The 17367-nt window shown below is 52.7% G+C and carries 10 protein-coding genes; 6 read left to right on the plus strand and 4 right to left on the minus strand.

Going from position 1 to position 17367, the window contains the following annotated elements; translation table 11 throughout:
* Positions 1–12: 12 nt before the first annotated feature.
* From ACX1CU_RS20710 to ACX1CU_RS20725, 4 genes are read right to left on the minus strand one after another with little or no spacing between them, the layout of a single operon-like run.
* Complete coding sequence (locus tag ACX1CU_RS20710; RefSeq protein ID WP_459400100.1) at positions 13–1653, minus strand: DUF2300 domain-containing protein; 1641 nt, start codon at positions 1651–1653, stop codon at positions 13–15.
* A complete protein-coding gene (locus ACX1CU_RS20715; protein WP_459400101.1) occupies positions 1654–6288 on the minus strand; it encodes an alpha-2-macroglobulin family protein in 4635 nt (1544 codons plus the stop codon).
* Complete coding sequence (locus tag ACX1CU_RS20720; RefSeq protein ID WP_459400102.1) at positions 6222–6863, minus strand: DUF1175 domain-containing protein; 642 nt, start codon at positions 6861–6863, stop codon at positions 6222–6224. Before ACX1CU_RS20720 ends, ACX1CU_RS20715 begins: the two co-directional genes overlap by 67 nt.
* Complete coding sequence (locus tag ACX1CU_RS20725) at positions 6860–8614, minus strand: DUF2138 domain-containing protein (protein ID WP_459400103.1); 1755 nt, start codon at positions 8612–8614, stop codon at positions 6860–6862. Before ACX1CU_RS20725 ends, ACX1CU_RS20720 begins: the two co-directional genes overlap by 4 nt.
* A 1559-nt stretch (positions 8615–10173) precedes the next feature.
* Here ACX1CU_RS20725 and ACX1CU_RS20730 point away from each other — a divergent pair.
* The 6 genes from ACX1CU_RS20730 (at position 10174) to ACX1CU_RS20755 (ending at position 17163) form a co-directional block, all read left to right on the plus strand.
* On the plus strand, positions 10174–10722 hold the full coding sequence (locus tag ACX1CU_RS20730) for a tyrosine-type DNA invertase (protein WP_459400104.1): 549 nt from the start codon (positions 10174–10176) through the stop codon (positions 10720–10722).
* A gap of 471 nt (positions 10723–11193) precedes the next feature.
* The gene (locus ACX1CU_RS20735; RefSeq protein WP_459400105.1) at positions 11194–11718 is read left to right on the plus strand and encodes a fimbrial protein; all 525 of its coding nucleotides are present in this window, start codon (positions 11194–11196) and stop codon (positions 11716–11718) included.
* 90 nt (positions 11719–11808) lie between these two features.
* Positions 11809–12531, plus strand: coding sequence for a helix-turn-helix transcriptional regulator (locus ACX1CU_RS20740; protein WP_459400106.1), 723 nt, complete (start codon positions 11809–11811; stop codon positions 12529–12531).
* Between the two features lie 321 nt (positions 12532–12852).
* A complete protein-coding gene (locus ACX1CU_RS20745; RefSeq protein ID WP_459400107.1) occupies positions 12853–13524 on the plus strand; it encodes a fimbrial biogenesis chaperone in 672 nt (223 codons plus the stop codon).
* A 52-nt stretch (positions 13525–13576) separates the two neighbouring features.
* Positions 13577–16141 carry a fimbria/pilus outer membrane usher protein gene (locus ACX1CU_RS20750; protein WP_459400108.1) on the plus strand — a complete coding sequence of 855 codons (2565 nt, stop codon included), beginning with the start codon at positions 13577–13579 and terminating at the stop codon, positions 16139–16141.
* A gap of 14 nt (positions 16142–16155) precedes the next feature.
* Positions 16156–17163 (plus strand): fimbrial protein, encoded by a 1008-nt coding sequence (locus tag ACX1CU_RS20755; RefSeq protein ID WP_459402873.1) that lies wholly within the window; start codon positions 16156–16158, stop codon positions 17161–17163.
* Positions 17164–17367: the final 204 nt, after the last annotated feature.

The following is a 17367-nucleotide window of genomic DNA, read 5'->3' on the forward strand; positions in this document are numbered from 1 at the left end:
TTTAGTGAAGCCCTATTCCAGCAAGAGATGGCGGGCAAGCTGCTCGACAAACTCTTCATCCTGACCACTAGGGTGGGCCGCAAAGGCCAAGTGTAAATATTCATGAGCCAAATCCAGCCGGTCTTGCAGTGAGTAAAGATCCCGAACATAGATGCGGCTATACATGCGATCAACATGGGGCTTGCCGGAGAGCAAGCGGCATACGGTGAACTGCCCCACGGGTGCGTAACCCGGCTGAGCGTACAGGGCTTCACGCCAGCGCTTTTGTTGAGTTGCTAACCAGGCTTCGGCTTCCGGCATCGCCTGACATAAGGCCTCCGGCTTATCCCAGCGCCCCAAATTAGCGCGCGGATAGGCATGAGCCAAAATCGCATCATAACGCATCCCCTGCTTGGCCTGAGACACCGCCTGCTGCCACGACAAACGGTTATTACCGGCCTGATCAAGATGGTAAGTGACCGGCGCACCGGCCAGTACCAGATCGGCGCTCCAGGCGGCAATTTCGCGTGCTGCCGCCATTGACGGCTCCGGGGCCACTCGCTGGCTGGCGCTACTGTCAGCGATCAGCAGGCAGTCCCCTGCACGCGTGGCGTTTTGCAGCAGATAAGTGCGAATTGCCACCGCCAAGGCCTTTGCCGCTTCGGCGGGTTGGGCTGCCGCTTCACGCTGCAATACCCGAGCCACATATTCTTCCCGCTCAAGACGGGCCGTCAGGGTTAATTGACCAGGATCCGCACGCAGGAAAAGCTCGCCCTGGCTCTCGATCGCCTGATAATTGCCATTGCTGAACTCAACCTGATAGCGCCCGCGCAATGCCCCCGGTTCTACCGGCGTTGGCTCACCGCTGCGGCGTACGGCAACGATCGGGTAACGATCAAACATGTTCACCACTACGCAACCCAGAGAATCGACGGGTTGTGCCTGCGGCAGCACGCTGTTCAGCACATTGGCATAATTTTGCAGGACCGTTTTACTGGTCCCCTGGCCTTGCCCCCATAGCGGCGTGCCGTCCATCAGCCAGCCCGCAAATCCGCCCTGGCGCTGCTCGGGATCCTGCTCGTCATGCCAGCTCCAGGTTTTTATCCGCAATCGGCTGCCTAATGCGCCCACCAGCTTGCCATCAGCAGGCAGCAGCACATCCAGCAACACATTACGCGCCTGTTGTTGGCCGGGCAGCGTAGCCAAAACCCCCAGCAGTTCGGCGACCGATACCCGTTTCGCAGGTTGTAACTGGGCCAGATCCTGCAACCAGCCGGGGCTTTGTAGCCATTGCCAATAGCTGGCCCACTGCTGCGGATCCAGTTGCAGCCGCTGGGGGTTGAAGTAGAGACTGCACGATTGCACCAAGGCCCGATCGCGCCCGATCTTTTGCCCCACCTCACAGCAGTAAACCTCTTCCTGCGGCTGGCTGCCGTTGCAGGTGTAATCCGCTTCATGCTGTTGGGTATCCACCAGATAGGCATACACCAGCAGCTTCCAGATACTGCCCAACGGCGTAGTCAGCGTGGCTGGCAGCGGTTGCTGGGCAAGCTGCTGGCTCTGATTCAGGATCAGCAGTTGATTCTCCTGCCCCTGCGGCAACGCCAGTTGCAACCGCGGTTCCGCCCCCATCGCAACCGCAGGCAGCATCAGCAACCACCACCAGCGCCACATCTATTTCACCGTCACGGTCTTCAGGCCGCGGCTGTTTTCCGTTGCGGCTTCCTGCGGCGCATACATCCGTGAATAACGGATCGGCGGCAGCAGGAACTCCCCTTTCTGTGAGAAACGGATCAGATGACGGAAGACCTTGCTTTCCACCAGTTCATCAACCGGCACCACATAAGAAAGTTGACCGATTTCATTGCGCGCCTTTTCCAGCGGGATGCCGTTCTTACCGCTCAACCCAGACACCGTGATGCCCCAAGTCGTGCGCTCAACGTCTGCTCCCGGTGGCAATGGCACCTCAAGCAGCATGTAACGCTGCGGCACATCGCTTTTACTGGTTAACGTCACCTCATCCAAATAGAGCGCATCGCTGGCCAGCGCTTCATTTGGCCCCACCGGGAGTACCGAAAACTCAAAGGCTTTATCGCCGGGAACCAGCCTCAGTAAGCGATGGCTGATGCCAACCGGCAGCGGCTGTTTTGCCTGATCGATACCAGTGGCGCTCAGCGGCAGGCTGAAGTTAACTGAAACATCAATGGATTGTGCCAAATCAGCCGGGAGCTCAAGCGGTGGTACCGGCTCTTTGCCCGACCATTGCCAGTAACGCTCACCGAGGGTTCCCTGTAGCTCTGCCCAGCCCGCTCCCGGGTTAAATTCTATCGGCTGCGCGGCAGAACCCAGCGAATTGTACAGCCAGGTCAGAGCCAACGCGCGCTCGGGGCCCTGCTGTGAAGGTAGCAGTTGCGGCAACAGCCAAGCGACCTGCTCGGCATCGGCACCGCTGGTGCGCCAGATCGCCGCATAGGCAAACGGATGCTGGCTATAGGCGATAAACTGCTGGCTTTGCTTTAACGCCTGTAATTCCTGCTCCTGCAAGCGGTAGCCTGGAATTTGCTGTAACAGCGAATAGGTCAGCACCCGTGCCACTGCCAGCCCCAGCTTAGAATCAGGAGCGGCCATCACCAGGCTGTCGTTTTCTGCCAGTGCATGGCCTTCAACCGCCGTGGCATCCGGCAGTGATTCTGCCAACCCTTGCAGCATGCTGGTCACCGGTAAATGCATCTCCTGCGCAAAGGACAGCAGCAGCGCACGATGCAGCATTGGCATTTCGTCCGCCTGTTGCGCATATACATCCAGCAAGCGCTGCCAGTGCTCTGCCGGAATGGCCACGCCCAACGCCTGGCTGGCGTACCAATCCGCGTAATAGGCGTAGGCGGTCAGGAAGGCATCAGGATCCCCATCCTCTCCCCACCAGGTGAACTTGGCCCCAGGCCCCGCCATCTGCATCAGACGCTGGCGGTTATTCTGCATGATCTGCCGCAGGGCATCCCCCCGCTGCGTGTCTTCTTTCGCCAGCATGTTGTAGGCCAGGCTCAGCGGCAACAACCGGCTGGCAGTGTTGATGACGCCGCCGAAAGGTTCATTGAGCAGATCGTCCAGGCTACTGCGGAACAGCGATTGCGCATCGCCATTGATGCGCAGCCGAACGTCATAAGCTCCGGCGGGCAGATTCAGATTATTGCTGCCGCTGTGCAGGCGGATATCCCGCTGCTGCGGCACCGACCAGTTATCTTCAAGCACTTTCAGGTCAACGCTCAGGGTATCCAGCACCTGGCCGTTTTTCACTACCTCAGAGATCCAGCGCCCGGAATGCACCGCTTCCACCGGCTGGCTGACATAGTTCACCCCTTCATGCAGGGTGATCGACTGAGTCAGGGTCTGATCGCCATAGCGCGTGCGCAGCTCTACCGCTGCTGGCTGCTTGTCCTGACTGAAGATAAACAGCCCCGGCTGCGGGCGATCGCCCTGGCGGAACTGCGTTGCACCGCTCCATTTCAGGTAGAGCGGTTTTTCCGAGCGGGTAAAGCCCTGTTTCTGCCCCACCTGCCCCTGCGGATTCTGCGCGCGCACGGTGATCCGCCAGCGGGTCAAAGAATCCGGCATCCGGAAGCTGAAGGTGGCCTTGCCGTTAGCATCGGTGACAATATCCGGCTGCCAGGCCGCCGTATCCACATCTTCACGGCGCGGGCGTTCTAGCACCTTAACGCTGCGATCGCTGCGGTTAGCGCGCCCGGGCGCAGTGAGCGAGCCCGGCAGCGCCAGATCGTAGGCAATAAACGACAGGCTGGCGCTGGTACGCACATTGTTGCGCCGCGGATGATAGAAGAACTGCTCGATAGTCGGGGCGATCTCCGGCTGCAAGGCATAGATCATCTCATCCACCACGCTCACGGTAAGGTGAGCGGCAACCGGTTTACCGGCAAATTGGGTATCCAGCGCCACCTTCACCGTCTCACCCGGCTGGTAAACGGCTTTATCGGTTTTGATAGCAATATCAATGCTCGGCATCGCGACTTTGATCCCGGCATTCTGGAAGCTGTATTGCCCGCCCTTGCTGTACAGCACGGAGAACGTGAGATTAGGCGCAAAATTCTCCTGCACAGCGATGCGCGCAAGATACTGGGTATCGCTCAGGCGCTGCATTTTGATCCACTCGGCACCGCTGGCGAGCAGTGCGATCTTCTCCACCTTATCGCGCTCCAGCGTCAGCAACGCGTGGTCGACTGGCTCAGGGAAAGTGATCAACGCCTGGGCAACGTCACCCACCTGATACTGGCCTTTATCCATCACGATCTCGACGCTGCCCGGTACGGCTTTCTCCCCAGGGCCGCTGACCGTATGGCTGGTGGCACCGAGGATCATGCCCTGCTCACTTCGCAGGGTCACCGTGTAAGTGCCGGGTTTCTCGAAGGCAATGGTGAAGGATTGATCCGCCGCCGGTAACGGTGCGGTGGTGAGTTGACGATCTTCCAGCCGCAACCACTCATAAGTGGTTGGCGTCGCACCGCTGCCCTGCACATTACGGAAGCTGAATGCCACTTGTTCGCCAGCCTGACTAAAACGCTTTGGCGCAGCGATCTCATAGCGCGATGCCCCGCGCTCAATCAGGATCTCACGGGTGGTTTTGACCCGATAAGCCGCTCCGTCGCTGGCAAAAATAGTCAGCAGATAGCGGCTCGGTTTATCCACCGCGGGCAGATCCAGCTTGGCATGGCCTTTATCATCGGTGGTCAACTGCGCCGTTTTCAGCGCAACCGGGAATTTGCCCTGGTATTGCAGATCGTTGCTCACCATCGAGAGTTGCTGGCTATACAGGCTAAGATCCAGGCGCGCGTTAGCCACCGGTTTGCCGTCGGGGTAGAGCAGTACGATGTCACCGGTCACCGGCTCGTTGGTACGAAAATCAGTTTTCGCCATCGCCAGTGAGATTTCAAAATGCGGCTTGAGGTAGCTGGCCACGCGGAATGAGCTGCTATAGACCTGACTGTTGTAAGTGGTACGGAGTTCATAGCCCCCCGCTACCGCGTTCTCTGGCAGTTGGAAACGCCCCTGAGCGCCCGACTTGCCATCAATTTGCAGGTTTAAGGTCTGTAGTTCGCTACCGTTGGCATCCAGTACGGTTAAGGATACAGATGCAGGCGTGATCGCCACGGAATCGAGCGCATTCTTGAATTCGCGCCCCAGCAGTTTGACCTCGACCCAATCACCCGGGCGATACAGTGGGCGATCGGTAAAGGCATACAGCTTGGTGTCGTAAATCTCGCTGTCGTAATAGAAGTTCTCTGAAACGAACACCCCGCCTTCGCGGTCTTCGCCCAGCAGATAGGAACGCTCTGGCGCAATATGGCTCAGCTTCAGCAAGCCATTGCTATCCGTCTGGCCGCTGTTCAAGATGCCCAGCCCGTCGCTCCACAGGATCTGGCTGCCGTCCACCGCTTGGCCGTCATGGCGGTTAGCCGTCCACACCAGCAGTTCGTTACCCGAGATCTTGCTTAGCGCAACGGTATTGGCCACAAACACCACCGTGGTTGCGCGATAGCTGCCAATCAGGGCTTCTACCAGATATAAACCCGGTTTCAGTTTGCCTAATGGGATGTAAACATTACCCGGCAGCGGCTCAACAAAACGGCTGGATGAGCCTTCCATTTTGACCTGCTCCGGCGGCTGGATCGGCAGTGCATCCCACAGCGGGTAACGGAACTGGCTAATCAGCGGCAGGTTTTTCAGCGGAGCAAACTGGGGCTGAACCACGAATTTGCTCGGTGCTGCTAACGCTTCACCCATTTTCAGCTCAGGCAATGCGTTGGTCACTTCCTGGCGGGTATCGAAAGAGAAGGTCCGTTGCATCACACGGCGCGATTTGCCGTACCAGTTATCCCACAGATACGACAGAGTGTTGGATAAACCTTCCCCCTGGTACTGGCCTTCCAACATGATGCGATGCAGGTTCTTCTGTTTCTTCAGGAACTCCATCGGTTGATCGATGCGGTACAGCCGGATATCTACTCCGCCGTATTGCTCCACCTCAAAACGACGATAGTCGCGCCCCGGCGCCTCCAGGCGCACTTTGGCCACTTCATCACTGGCAAAGCTGCTGTCAGAAAGCAGGAAAAAGGATTGTTTGGGGATCGCGTAATCACTCGCTGGCAGGCTGCCCTCGGCCTGCACCTGGGCCATCGGCAGTAACAGCGCTACCCCGATCAGCAGTTTGCGACACTGGCGTAGGAATCTATTCATCGTGACAGGAAGCCCAAGCGATAAATGCCAATGAAGTTGGGGTTCGATTCGTCGGGTATCCATCGGGTATCCTTCCATTTCATCAATTGTTGCATGCTCACCGCACGCATTCCGTTATCCGTCGGGGTAGTTGTTCCGGTGTGATAGGCGATATAGCGCCCCATCCAGATCATCAAATGCTGCTCATCGCCTTGATCAAAAAACAGCAGATCGCCGGGCTGTGCCTGATTCAGGTTGCGGCCCAGCAGTTGGCTATTGAATTGAATCAGCTTGATGGCATCCACATAGGGGCCCTGCTGGCCGCCACCTTGCTGCCAGCGCTGGGCAAACTGGCGCTGCTGCGGGCTGATGACCAGTTCTGGCGGCAGGTAACGGTTGGATAAACCGTTTGCCCGCAGCCATTTACTGTCATGAATTTTCAGCGATTCGTTGGCGGCAAACCGCACCAGCCCGGCACAGTCCTGCTGATACCAGCGCGCACTCGGCCCCTGATTCAGTTGCTCTTCAGCAATGCGCACAAACCAGGCGCGAAACCGGCTGGATTGCTCGGGATCGAGCGGCGCAACCTGGGCTTCAGCCTGTGCTCGCCAGGTAAAAAGCAGCGTGATGCCCAGCAGAAATACCGCTGTAAGCCTCATAGCCCCTGCCATTTCAGCGGTAACCACTGCCAGGAGGCTTTCATCTCGGTATTAGCGGGCAGGACCAAGGCATAACTCTGCTGCCCGGCCAAAGCGGTCAGCTTGGGTAGCAGCAGGGTCTGAGCCGCGTTATAGAAGATGGGTTCCAGGTTCTTCGGCAGGCTGGCGAACACTTCCTGTTTGAACAACCCAGACAACGCTTCCGGGGCCATATAAGCAGGAACCACCGCCTGCTGCGGCAATACGTCGGCGATCGGCGGGAAGTTTTTATCCAGCGTCTGTAAAGCTTTGTTCACCAGTTTGTCATCCAGCGAAAACAGCAGGGTCTGCTGATGGCGCGCCAGGCTGACGCGGAAGAACTGACTGCCTGCCAGACTTTCCTGCGCCGTGGATTCACTGAGCGGATACTGGCCGTAGCGGGAACTGACTTCGCGCTGCCACAGCTTGGCCTGGTTTTTGTTACTTGCCACCACCGGCACCGGCTGCTTCTCTCTGGCGCCGATCACCGTGTCAAACAGCCCAGCCAGTTTGTTATCGTTCTGCGCATCCGCAGCGCTCTCCAAACGGCTGACAAACAGCGGCGTATAAAGATGGGAATCAGGATACCAGCACAAACCGCTGATCCCGCTCATCGCCAACGCCGGTGCATCGGCCTGTTCAGTAGAACTGGCGTTGTCACTGATGGCATCGACCCGCTGCAACAGGTATTCCGGCACGCTTTGCGAAACCGGCAGCGCCACACAGAAACTGGCGCCCATCGGCATGGTTTTCCAGATTGGGCTGAAATCAAACGTGGCATTGCCCGCAGTTGACGGATCGTTCAGCGCCAGATAGCTTGCCCACCCTTGCGGCTGCATCTCAAAGCGAACACCGGCAAACGCCGGGACAAAGCGCTGATAGCCAAACCCGAGATAGTTGGCGCTAACCGCAATACGGTGGGCCGTTTTATCGGCACCCGCTGTGTTATCACCAGCGGCATTGCGCGCCTTCAGGCCAAAACTTTCCGGCCACGGCGTGCCGCCGCTCAGCAGCGCGCTGGCGATCTGTGAGGAGTCTTGCGAAGGAGCCTGCTGGTCATACAGCATGTCGATATCGGAAAACAGCAACAGATTGTCGCCGTGGCTGGCAAACAGCAGCCGTTGATTACCGCTGTAGCGTAATTGATAAACCGAAACCGTTTCATTGCCCACTTTGAAGGGAGCAAAATCCATCAGTTCCAGTTGAGTATCATCCGCCGCCACCTTGGCTAATGGCTCCAGCAGGCGCGCTAATCCACCTAGCTTGATCACTGCCATAAAATGATTGAGCTTGCCGCGTTCATCATGCCAAAGCGCAATATTCGCTGGTTGGTCGAGGAGCGTTTCCAGCAGGTTATCGCGCAGCGTTAACTCATGTTCGAAGATAATGCGCCGCAGGCTACCGGCAAGACCCAGACGATCGGCATTGTTCTGGTAATAGAAAACCAGATCCTCAGTCAGGGTGTCGCGCAGAAACGGGATCGCCAGCAGATCTTTAGGCAATCGGCTCAGGGATTCGCTTTCGATCAGCACATCGGGGTGATGCAGATCAATCTGCAGATCGTTGTGCCAGACCAATTCTTTGGGAGGAGAAACGTGATGAGGCAACATTAAAAAGCGTTGAATACCCCATGCAGCGGCAGAAATCACCAGAATAATGCCCACTGCCCAAAACCCATATTTGCTGCGGCTCTGTTTTGCCGCAGATGTAACATTCTTGTTATCAACAGTCATTATGGCCGTTCCACACCAGGCATGAAATATAATGCGACGCTTGAATAACCATGCGCCAAGAGATTAGGTCAACAAAAAGCCAGAAATCATTACTTTAATAATACTTTGCAGGGCATATTATTATGATTACAAATATGAAATAACCTTAAACCTGCAAGCTTTGATTATTGCGGCAGTATACCCACCTCCATAGTTTGAGTCGAACGACAAATGATTTTCTTTCTCAAGGTTTACCACCTGACTTACAAGGCTTTGTTGTATTAACGTTAAAAAGTTGGCAGAAATTGCGCAGCCTGCTTTTTGATCAACCAACAGGCCACATTGCTCTACAAGAGATAGCCGTCCCCCGTCTAAATGCTGAACCTGCCTTTTGCTGCTCAATACCACTATTTGCAGTAGCCTTTGATATTGATATCGGTCTCTTCAATTCACCAGAAGCGCCCACTGAGCATTCAGTACCACCTGTTCAGCACAACGACAAAATCATCCTTATGAGTTCGTCGGCGCAACACCTATTTCTTATTCTATTGGCTATGTGATCCCCGCCTTTCATTAATCATCTCTTTGGTCACTTCGTTCTTATAGCAGCTTGGTGAATATCCTCCCGCGCGACGCCAGGCACTGCGTTGACCGCAGTCACTTCTATTTACCACAGAGTTGAAAGGATATGGATAACTCCCTGAGTAGGATACTGTCGACTCTCTGATAATTATCTCTTTAACCGCCTCGTCAGATAATCGTGTTACCTTAATAAATATTGCACACCGCAGAATATCGTTAAAAAAACCTACCTTATTTAATGAGTTTCCATGAGAAATGAAATGAGTGTTTTATCATCATTCAACGTGACAATAAGATAGCTAGGTAATCCATTGATTTAAATAATATTATAAAAAATCACCGAATCGGTAAGTCAGTAGCAATCAAGCCCTCCGGTAAGCAGGGTTCAAACAGCGAGATATGTTAGCCCTAAAGCGTGAAAGATGCCTAACGCCTTGATAAGTCTGTGCATCTACTCACTCGTAATGATCCGTATCCGCATGAGCTACTGCGTTAAAATAGCCACAGTTAAAGGGTAGTCACCCTATAACTTTCAATAATAAGTATAAAAAAATGTATCTAAAAACAGATTACTCTAACGTTTACTTGCTTAAAATTATCAACTGAGCTTCTAATGAGAATACTCTCAAGAAAACCGGTAATAATCTTATTAAACCACGTATTATCTTAGTAGCCCGTTGGATTACCCGTAAGCAGCATTAACCATTGTAGACGTGATTTTCTTAGTAATAATCCGATAATTGCTTACTTTTCTTGGTAAACAAGAATTATCCTTGTGCAAAAACAAAAAAAAGAACTACCCTATTAATAGGTTAGTATAATACCACACACAAGGATGTGACATATTGCAATTAAAATAAAACTTGGGGAGCGTTATTTTTATGCACAATATTTTTAATGGAGGTGATAGCACACTCTATCTTCTTTAACGGTGGTATTTTTATTTGATACCAACCCCGTTAACCCTAGTTAAATTTATGACTACAGAGAGGGTATTTATGAAAAGTCGGAAGTATTTAACCACATCAGAAGTAAAGAGATTAATTAATGCTGTTGGGGAAGGAGATCATGCCGCCAGAGATTGTTGCCTGATCTGGATGTGTTTTCTGCATGGCTGCCGCGTCAGTGAACTCAATTCGTTACGCCTCTCAGATATCGATCTGGAAGGTAAAACCATCATGATTAATCGACTAAAAAATGGGTTTTCGACCATACATCCGCTGTTTGAAATCGAGATAAAACCATTGCAACAATGGTTAAGTAAGCGATTGAATTACAACGGTAGTGATAGTGAATGGCTGTTTCTTTCACGCCAAGGCAACCGCCTTTCCCGCCAGCAAATCTACAAAATGATGCGCAAATATGGACGTGAATCAGCATTGTCAATTGCGCCCCATCCGCATATGTTACGTCACGCTTGTGGCTATGCGCTGGCGGATAAAGGAATTGATACACGCTTAATTCAAGATTATTTAGGGCATAGGAACATTCGTCATACGGTGCTATATACGGCAAGTAATTCGAGGCGGTTTTTAAATATCTGGTGAATTGTAACAAAGAATTACCAGGTGATCATTTTGGGCTAAACTGGAGCCCATAGTAATGGCCACAATTCCTTCATGTCAACTCTCCTATGATCCACATCACTAATTTTTAAAAAACCATTTAAATTCAAAAGATTAATCATTAAAAACCGCCCGTATCCACGTCTGGATCGTAGAAACCCCGCATGTTCCCCTATGGCAGCAAATTTTCCATAAAAAAACCAGTAAGCATATAATGCTACCTAACAACCTATAATTAGCGGTTAACTCCAAGTATATGGGCCATTTGCTTTCTTTTTGGCTCAAAAAACCAAGGTATACAAAATAGCCCAAAATGACCACCTCGAGAAAGGCTCACTAAGTATTAGTGAGCCTTTCTGATCAAGATGTTAATCAAGGGATAAATAGAATGCAACCGCATCATCAGATGCTATTGCACGACATTATGATGTGTTAGTTAAAAGGATTGTTTTCATGAACCGCAAAATTATCGCTGCAGCATTCTTGGCTTCCGTTGTGTCTATTCCTGCCGTAGTAGCAGCCGATGGCACCATTAAGTTTGAAGGGGAAGTGACTGATGATGCATGTGTGGTAGATACTAATTCTAAAAACCTGACCGTCACATTGGGCAAAGTGTCATCTTCAGCCCTGAAAGGTACCGGTTCTACTGCAGCACCAACAAAATTCCAACTGATCCTGAAAGATTGCCCAATCGCAACCAACGCCGTCGTTAAATTCGACGGTACTAGCGTTGCAGGCGATAACAGCATGCTAGCGTTGACCACAGGTACAGATACCGCAGAAGGTGTGGCAATCCAGTTGTCTGATGCCAGCCAGAACGTGGTCAACCTGTCCGAAAGCTCACAGCCTTACGCATTAGTTGCAGGTGCTGGCACCCAAAACAAACTGGACTTTGTTGCACGCTACAAAGCTATCAGCAATACCATCGTTGCCGGTACCGCTAACGCTAGCGCCCAGTTTACGGTTGTCTACCAGTAAGCTCAGTAGCCGTTTACGGTAATACATATTAACCAAGGCCGTAATTAATGAGCGGCCTTTTTTAATATTAATAAATTTTATAGAGGACCTGTGTTAAAAAACAAGACGAAAGTAGCATGTGAGGAAAACAGCACTGCATTTCAAATCGCATTAATTGATGACTGTACGATGTCAACAATAGGCTTTGAGTCTTTGCTCTCCTGCATGCCGATGACCTGTAATCTTCATCACGCCAATAATTTAACTGCGTTAAAAAGCGTTCTGATTAAAGAAGAGATACAGATTGTTGTGATAGAACCTTTTAGTGCAGATAAAGCATTATTTCAGGTTATTGATTTTATCCATTGGGTAAAGCATACCCTGCCTGAAATAAAAATTGTGATATTAACACGGATTCAGGATAAGACGACGCTACGCTCTCTCTACAATATCGATATTCATGCGCTTATTTCTAAAGATGAACGCCTTGGTGAAATATCGAGCCTGATTGCTCAGGTGATTGAGAACAACAATGTTTGTAGCCCACACATTAGCAGGCTGTTAAATAGCAAAGCAAAACCCATGCACCCATTTTTGACGGAGGCTGAGCTTACTGTGCTGAACTATTTCTTACGTGGTGTCACGCAGAAAAAAATCGCTGACCTCACGAATAGAAGTGCAAAAACCATCAGTTGTCACAAGCGTAATGCCATGCGAAAACTGGGGGTCAAAGGGAATACCGGCTTGGTTGCCTTTGCCAAAACGGCATCGGGCAATAGCCTGCTTAACTATCAAGGCAGTGAAATGCACGTGAGAGATTTCGAGCGCTGCTGACCTGCTGGTGATAGCAAAAAAGATGAATAAAAAGAGTTAAACGATATAGCTTGGGCTCGTTATGCAATAAAAAAATCGTTGGATTCACGGTAAGCCGGCATTTTTACAATTAGAAATGGAATGTACAAAACATAACATCAGCATAACCAAAGTTACCATCACGGCAGATTAAAAATGGGCAGTATAACTGCCCAATGGAAGAATACCTTCAGGGTGTTTTTTCCACATAAAAAATAAACCTCAAATGATGAGATCTGCGTGGAGGATAAAGCTGCTGTTGGTTTTTTACTTTGTTGTCCACAGGATATAGGAAATTCTATTATGAAATTATGGCATAAAGCATTGCTCTGCGGGTTACTGCTGAGCTCACTGAGCGCATCAGCAGGCGTCATCGTTGGCGGTACCCGAGTGATCTATGACGGCGGTAAAAAAGAGACCGCTCTCAGCGTGAAGAACCCAGATAAAACGGCCTATCTCATCCAATCCTGGGTTGATACACAGGAAGGTGGGCAAGCCAAAGCACCTTTTATTATTACCCCACCGCTGTTCAGGCTGAATGCTGAACAAGATAATGTGCTGCGCATTGTCCGCGCCGGGGGCAACCTGCCGGAAGATAAAGAATCCCTGTTCTGGCTGAATATAAAGTCTATTCCTTCCGCAGAGAAAGTGGATAACACCCTGCAGATCGCGGTCAAGACCCGCATCAAGCTGATTTATCGCCCGGATGGCGTAAAAGGCACGTTGAATGACGCGGCGCAAACCCTCAAATGGCAGCGTAGCGGTAATACCTTACAGGCAACCAACAGTTCACCTTATTACCTGAGCTTCTTCTCCATCTCCGTTGGCGGTAAAGAACTACCAGAAGTGACCATGGTAGCTCCGCATGCCACGGCGAGCTTTGCGCTGCCCGCAGGCGTAGCCGGTAATACGGTCAGTTGGAAGATCATCAATGATTATGGTGGCACCAGCGACGCCTTCCAGTCCTCTCTGTAACACAGGTAAACCAGAAAACATCAGAGTTTCACCCGTGAACAGGAATCTGAGAATGCGCTATACGCCAAGCAATTACCGCACTAAAAACAAGATGCAGAACTTCAAGCTATTGCCGTTGGCTTGTCTGATAGGCTTGATGGTGGCCGATCTGCGCGTGGCCCAGGCACGTGAATATTTTAACCCGGAACTGTTGCAGATCGATAACCCGGCACAAGCGGGGGCCGACCTGTCGGTATTTGAAGAAGGCGATACTCAGGCGCCTGGGACTTATCGTGTAGACGTCTTATTGAATGGTCAGGTGATCAACTCCCGTGAAGTGGAGTTTATCCAGCATCGTGATGAGGCGGGAAAGGTCAGCCTGCAACCTTGCCTGAGCACCCGTGATCTGGACGCTCTTGGGGTGAATATTGTCGCGTTCAGCGCGTTGAAGCCAGACAGTAAGTGCATCGATTTAGCGGCCGCGATCCCTAACGCCTATACCGAATTCCAGTTTAGCAGCCAGCGGTTGAACCTGAGCATTCCGCAAGCCGCGCTGAAGAGCGAGGCCCGCGGCTATGTGGCGCCAGAAAAGTGGCAACAGGGGATCCCTGCACTGTTGACCAACTACAGTTTCAGCGGCTCCAACAGCCGTGCCAGGGATAATACGGCAGCCAGCAACAGTTATTACCTGAACCTGCGCAGCGGCCTGAACGTCGGCCCTTGGCGCCTGCGTAACTATTCAGTCTGGAACCGGGAAAGTGGCAGCGATCAGGGCCAGAACCAATGGCAGTCCATCCATACCTATCTCCAGCGCGATATCATCTTTTTGAGGAGCCAGTTGACTCTGGGAGATACCAACTCCTCCAGCGAAGTGTTCGACAGCGTGCCGCTGCGCGGCGGCCAGTTGATGTCGGATGAAGAGATGCTGCCGGAAAGCCTGCGCGGCTATTCACCGGTAGTGCGCGGTATCGCCAGAACCAACGCGCAAGTCACCATCCGCCAGAATGGCTACGTGATTTATCAGAGCTACGTGCCTGCCGGGGCGTTTGTCATCAACGATCTCTACCCTACCGCAGGCAGTGGCGATCTGAACGTCACCATTACTGAAGCCGATGGCAGTGAACAGCGCCTGGTGGTGCCTTTTGCCTCGGTTCCGGTATTGCAGCGTGAAGGGCAACTGAAATACAGCCTGGTCGGCGGGCGCTATCGCCCGGTCGATGGCCAGGTGGACGAAACCCCCTTTGCTCAAGGCAGCCTCATTTACGGTTTGCCTTGGGGGATAACAGCCTACGGCGGCGTGCAGACCGCCAGCCACTACAGCGCATACGCGCTGGGGCTCGGCAAAAATATGGGGCCGATCGGTGCGTTCTCTGCCGATGTTACCCAAGCCCGTGCCGCCTTGGCGGAGGATCACAGCAGCAGCGGCCAGTCCCTGCGCCTGCGTTACGGCAAGAGCTTTGCCGATAGTGGAACCAACGTCAGCCTGGCAGGGTATCGCTACTCAACCAAAGGGTTCTACACGCTACAGGAAACGCTGGATACCTACACCCAGTCAGCCAAATTGCAGTCAGATTACCTATTACACAAGCGCAGCCGAGTGGAGTTGACGGTTAACCAGAGTCTGGGGCAACAGGCCGGTTCTCTGTCACTAAGCATGGTGGATGAAGGCTATTGGAATGGGCAGAAAACCCGCTCCACCAGCGTGGGCTACAACAATAGCTGGCGCAGTATCAGCTATGGCATCAACTACAGCTACAGCAAGAATGCGGTCGGTAGCAACGGTAACGATCATCTGTTGGCATTGAACGTGAATATCCCGCTGTCCGGTTGGCTCAATAACTCCTGGGCCAGCTACAGCATGAACAGCAGTAGCCAGGGGCGGGTCAGCCACAGCGTGGGGCTTAGCGGCACCGCGCTGGAGCAAAACAATCTGAACTGGTCCGTGGCACAGGGCTACAGCAGCCAACAAAACGGCAGTAACGGCAACCTGTCAGCCAGCTATCAGGGCGGCAGCGGCCAGGTCAACGCGGGTTACAGCTATGGCAGCCAGCAGCAGCGGCTGAACTACGGCGTTCAGGGCGGCATTCTGGTGCATGAAAACGGCGTCACTTTGTCACAACCACTGGGCGAAACGGTAGCGCTGGTGAAAGCGCCAGGTGCCAAAGGGGTCAGCGTGGCCAACAATGTCGGGGTAAAAACCGACTGGCGTGGCTATGCCGTGGTGCCTTACGTCACCCCTTACCGCAATAACGCGATCGGACTGGATACGGCAACGCTACCGGATGATGTCGAACTGGCGTTAACTTCCAAGACGGTGACGCCGACGCGCGGCGCGGTCGTGGTCGCAGACTATCAACCCCGTATCGGCCAGCGAATGATGATGACGCTGCTGCGCGCCAACGGCCAACCCGTTCCCTTTGGTGCCACGGTAACTGAAGTGGGCGGCAACGGGGAAAATAGCAGCATTGTTGGCGAAGGTGGCCAGGCTTACCTGACCGGGATGACCGAGAAAGGCACCCTGCAGGTGCAGTGGGGCAAAGAGAGTACTCAACAGTGCCGGGTAAATTATCAGTTACCAACACAACCCAAAACGGCACCGGCCGCGGGTGTGGTGATAGTTAACGGTTCCTGTCAGTAAGAAGAGAGAGCGTGATGAAAAAAATGTTCAAGATGATTGCGGCGCTGTCACTGGTCTGCGCTGCCCCGGCATGGGCCTACAGAATTTGTACTCCGTCGGTGCCTTCCGTAACGATCAGCGGCGCGACAATGCTGGTCCAGCGGGATGCGAAGGTTGGCGATCCGCTGAGCGATGTGGTCCTGGCATCGCCGATACAGGTGATTTATACCTGCCCCAGCACGCCTATTTATAGCAATGTCTGGCAGAACTTTGGTTTCAAGGCCACCAGTACTCTCTGGTCGGGTAGCAATAATATTTATACGAGCAACTATTCCGGACTCGGTTTTATGCTGGGAGCAACCGAGTCAGGTACGGTGAGCTACTGGTTACCATCGACTCTCGACACACCGCTAGACGGCAACCCTAATCAGTTAGCTATGCGATCGGTAAAAAATGGGAATTTCAGTTCCAGCAGTGGTTCTGCCTGGATAAAACTGTATAAAACCGGCCCCCTGAGCTCAGGGGTGTTCTCCGGCAAGGTCGGATCATTCATTCTCGGCAGCAGCGCTGCCGACGGCGGTGGATGGGCCACCGAAGTGCCGATCAATGTCAGCGCCCTGACGATTACCGTACTGGCCTGTACTTTGAGTACGCCCAGTATCTCAGTACCGCTGGGAAACGTGCAGGCCGGGTTATTTACCGGTGTGGGCAGCACGCTAGGGACCAAGAGCTTCAACCTGGGTCTGAATTGCAATGCCGGCACCAATGTTAACGTCTCGATGTCAGGCACCCAGAATACCGATACGGCGAATACCAGCGTCTTGGCACTCAGTGGCGCAGGCAATGCCGATGTCGCTAAGGGCGTAGGGGCGCAGATCTTATACAACAACGCACCGCTGAAGATTGGCGAAAATCTGCTGTTGAAAACCTCAACCGGTGGAGTTGAAACCTTCGGCTTCCAGGCTCGCTATTTCCAGACCCTGGCCACGGTGATGCCGGGCAAGGCCAATGCTAGCGCAACGCTGAATATTACTTATCAATAAGTGAGCGATGCGAGCGGTATTTACACTTTGTCATAGGTTGTACAAAAAGTAACACGGGTATAACCAAAGTCCCCATCAAGGGACTCAAAATAAACGTAATCTAAACTCATCATTTAGAACGCCTGTGTTACTCGGCATTAAATGAAGCCACCGCATGTAAGCCAGAAAAATGGTCAGCGGTGGTCAAGGCAACATCAATCGCAT

The organism is Serratia sp. D1N4 (genome assembly GCF_054552755.1).

Bases quoted from the DNA above. Each gene is read 5' to 3' on its own strand.
- ACX1CU_RS20710 (WP_459400100.1), bottom strand. From the start codon at position 1,653: ATGTGGCGCTGGTGGTGGTTGCTGATGCTGCCTGCGGTTGCGATGGGG.
- ACX1CU_RS20715 (WP_459400101.1), bottom strand. From the start codon at position 6,288: ATGGATACCCGACGAATCGAACCCCAACTTCATTGGCATTTATCGCTT.
- ACX1CU_RS20720 (WP_459400102.1), bottom strand. From the start codon at position 6,863: ATGAGGCTTACAGCGGTATTTCTGCTGGGCATCACGCTGCTTTTTACC.
- ACX1CU_RS20725 (WP_459400103.1), bottom strand. From the start codon at position 8,614: ATGACTGTTGATAACAAGAATGTTACATCTGCGGCAAAACAGAGCCGC.
- ACX1CU_RS20730 (WP_459400104.1), top strand. From the start codon at position 10,174: ATGAAAAGTCGGAAGTATTTAACCACATCAGAAGTAAAGAGATTAATT.
- ACX1CU_RS20735 (WP_459400105.1), top strand. From the start codon at position 11,194: ATGAACCGCAAAATTATCGCTGCAGCATTCTTGGCTTCCGTTGTGTCT.
- ACX1CU_RS20745 (WP_459400107.1), top strand. From the start codon at position 12,853: ATGAAATTATGGCATAAAGCATTGCTCTGCGGGTTACTGCTGAGCTCA.
- ACX1CU_RS20750 (WP_459400108.1), top strand. From the start codon at position 13,577: ATGCGCTATACGCCAAGCAATTACCGCACTAAAAACAAGATGCAGAAC.
- ACX1CU_RS20755 (WP_459402873.1), top strand. From the start codon at position 16,156: ATGAAAAAAATGTTCAAGATGATTGCGGCGCTGTCACTGGTCTGCGCT.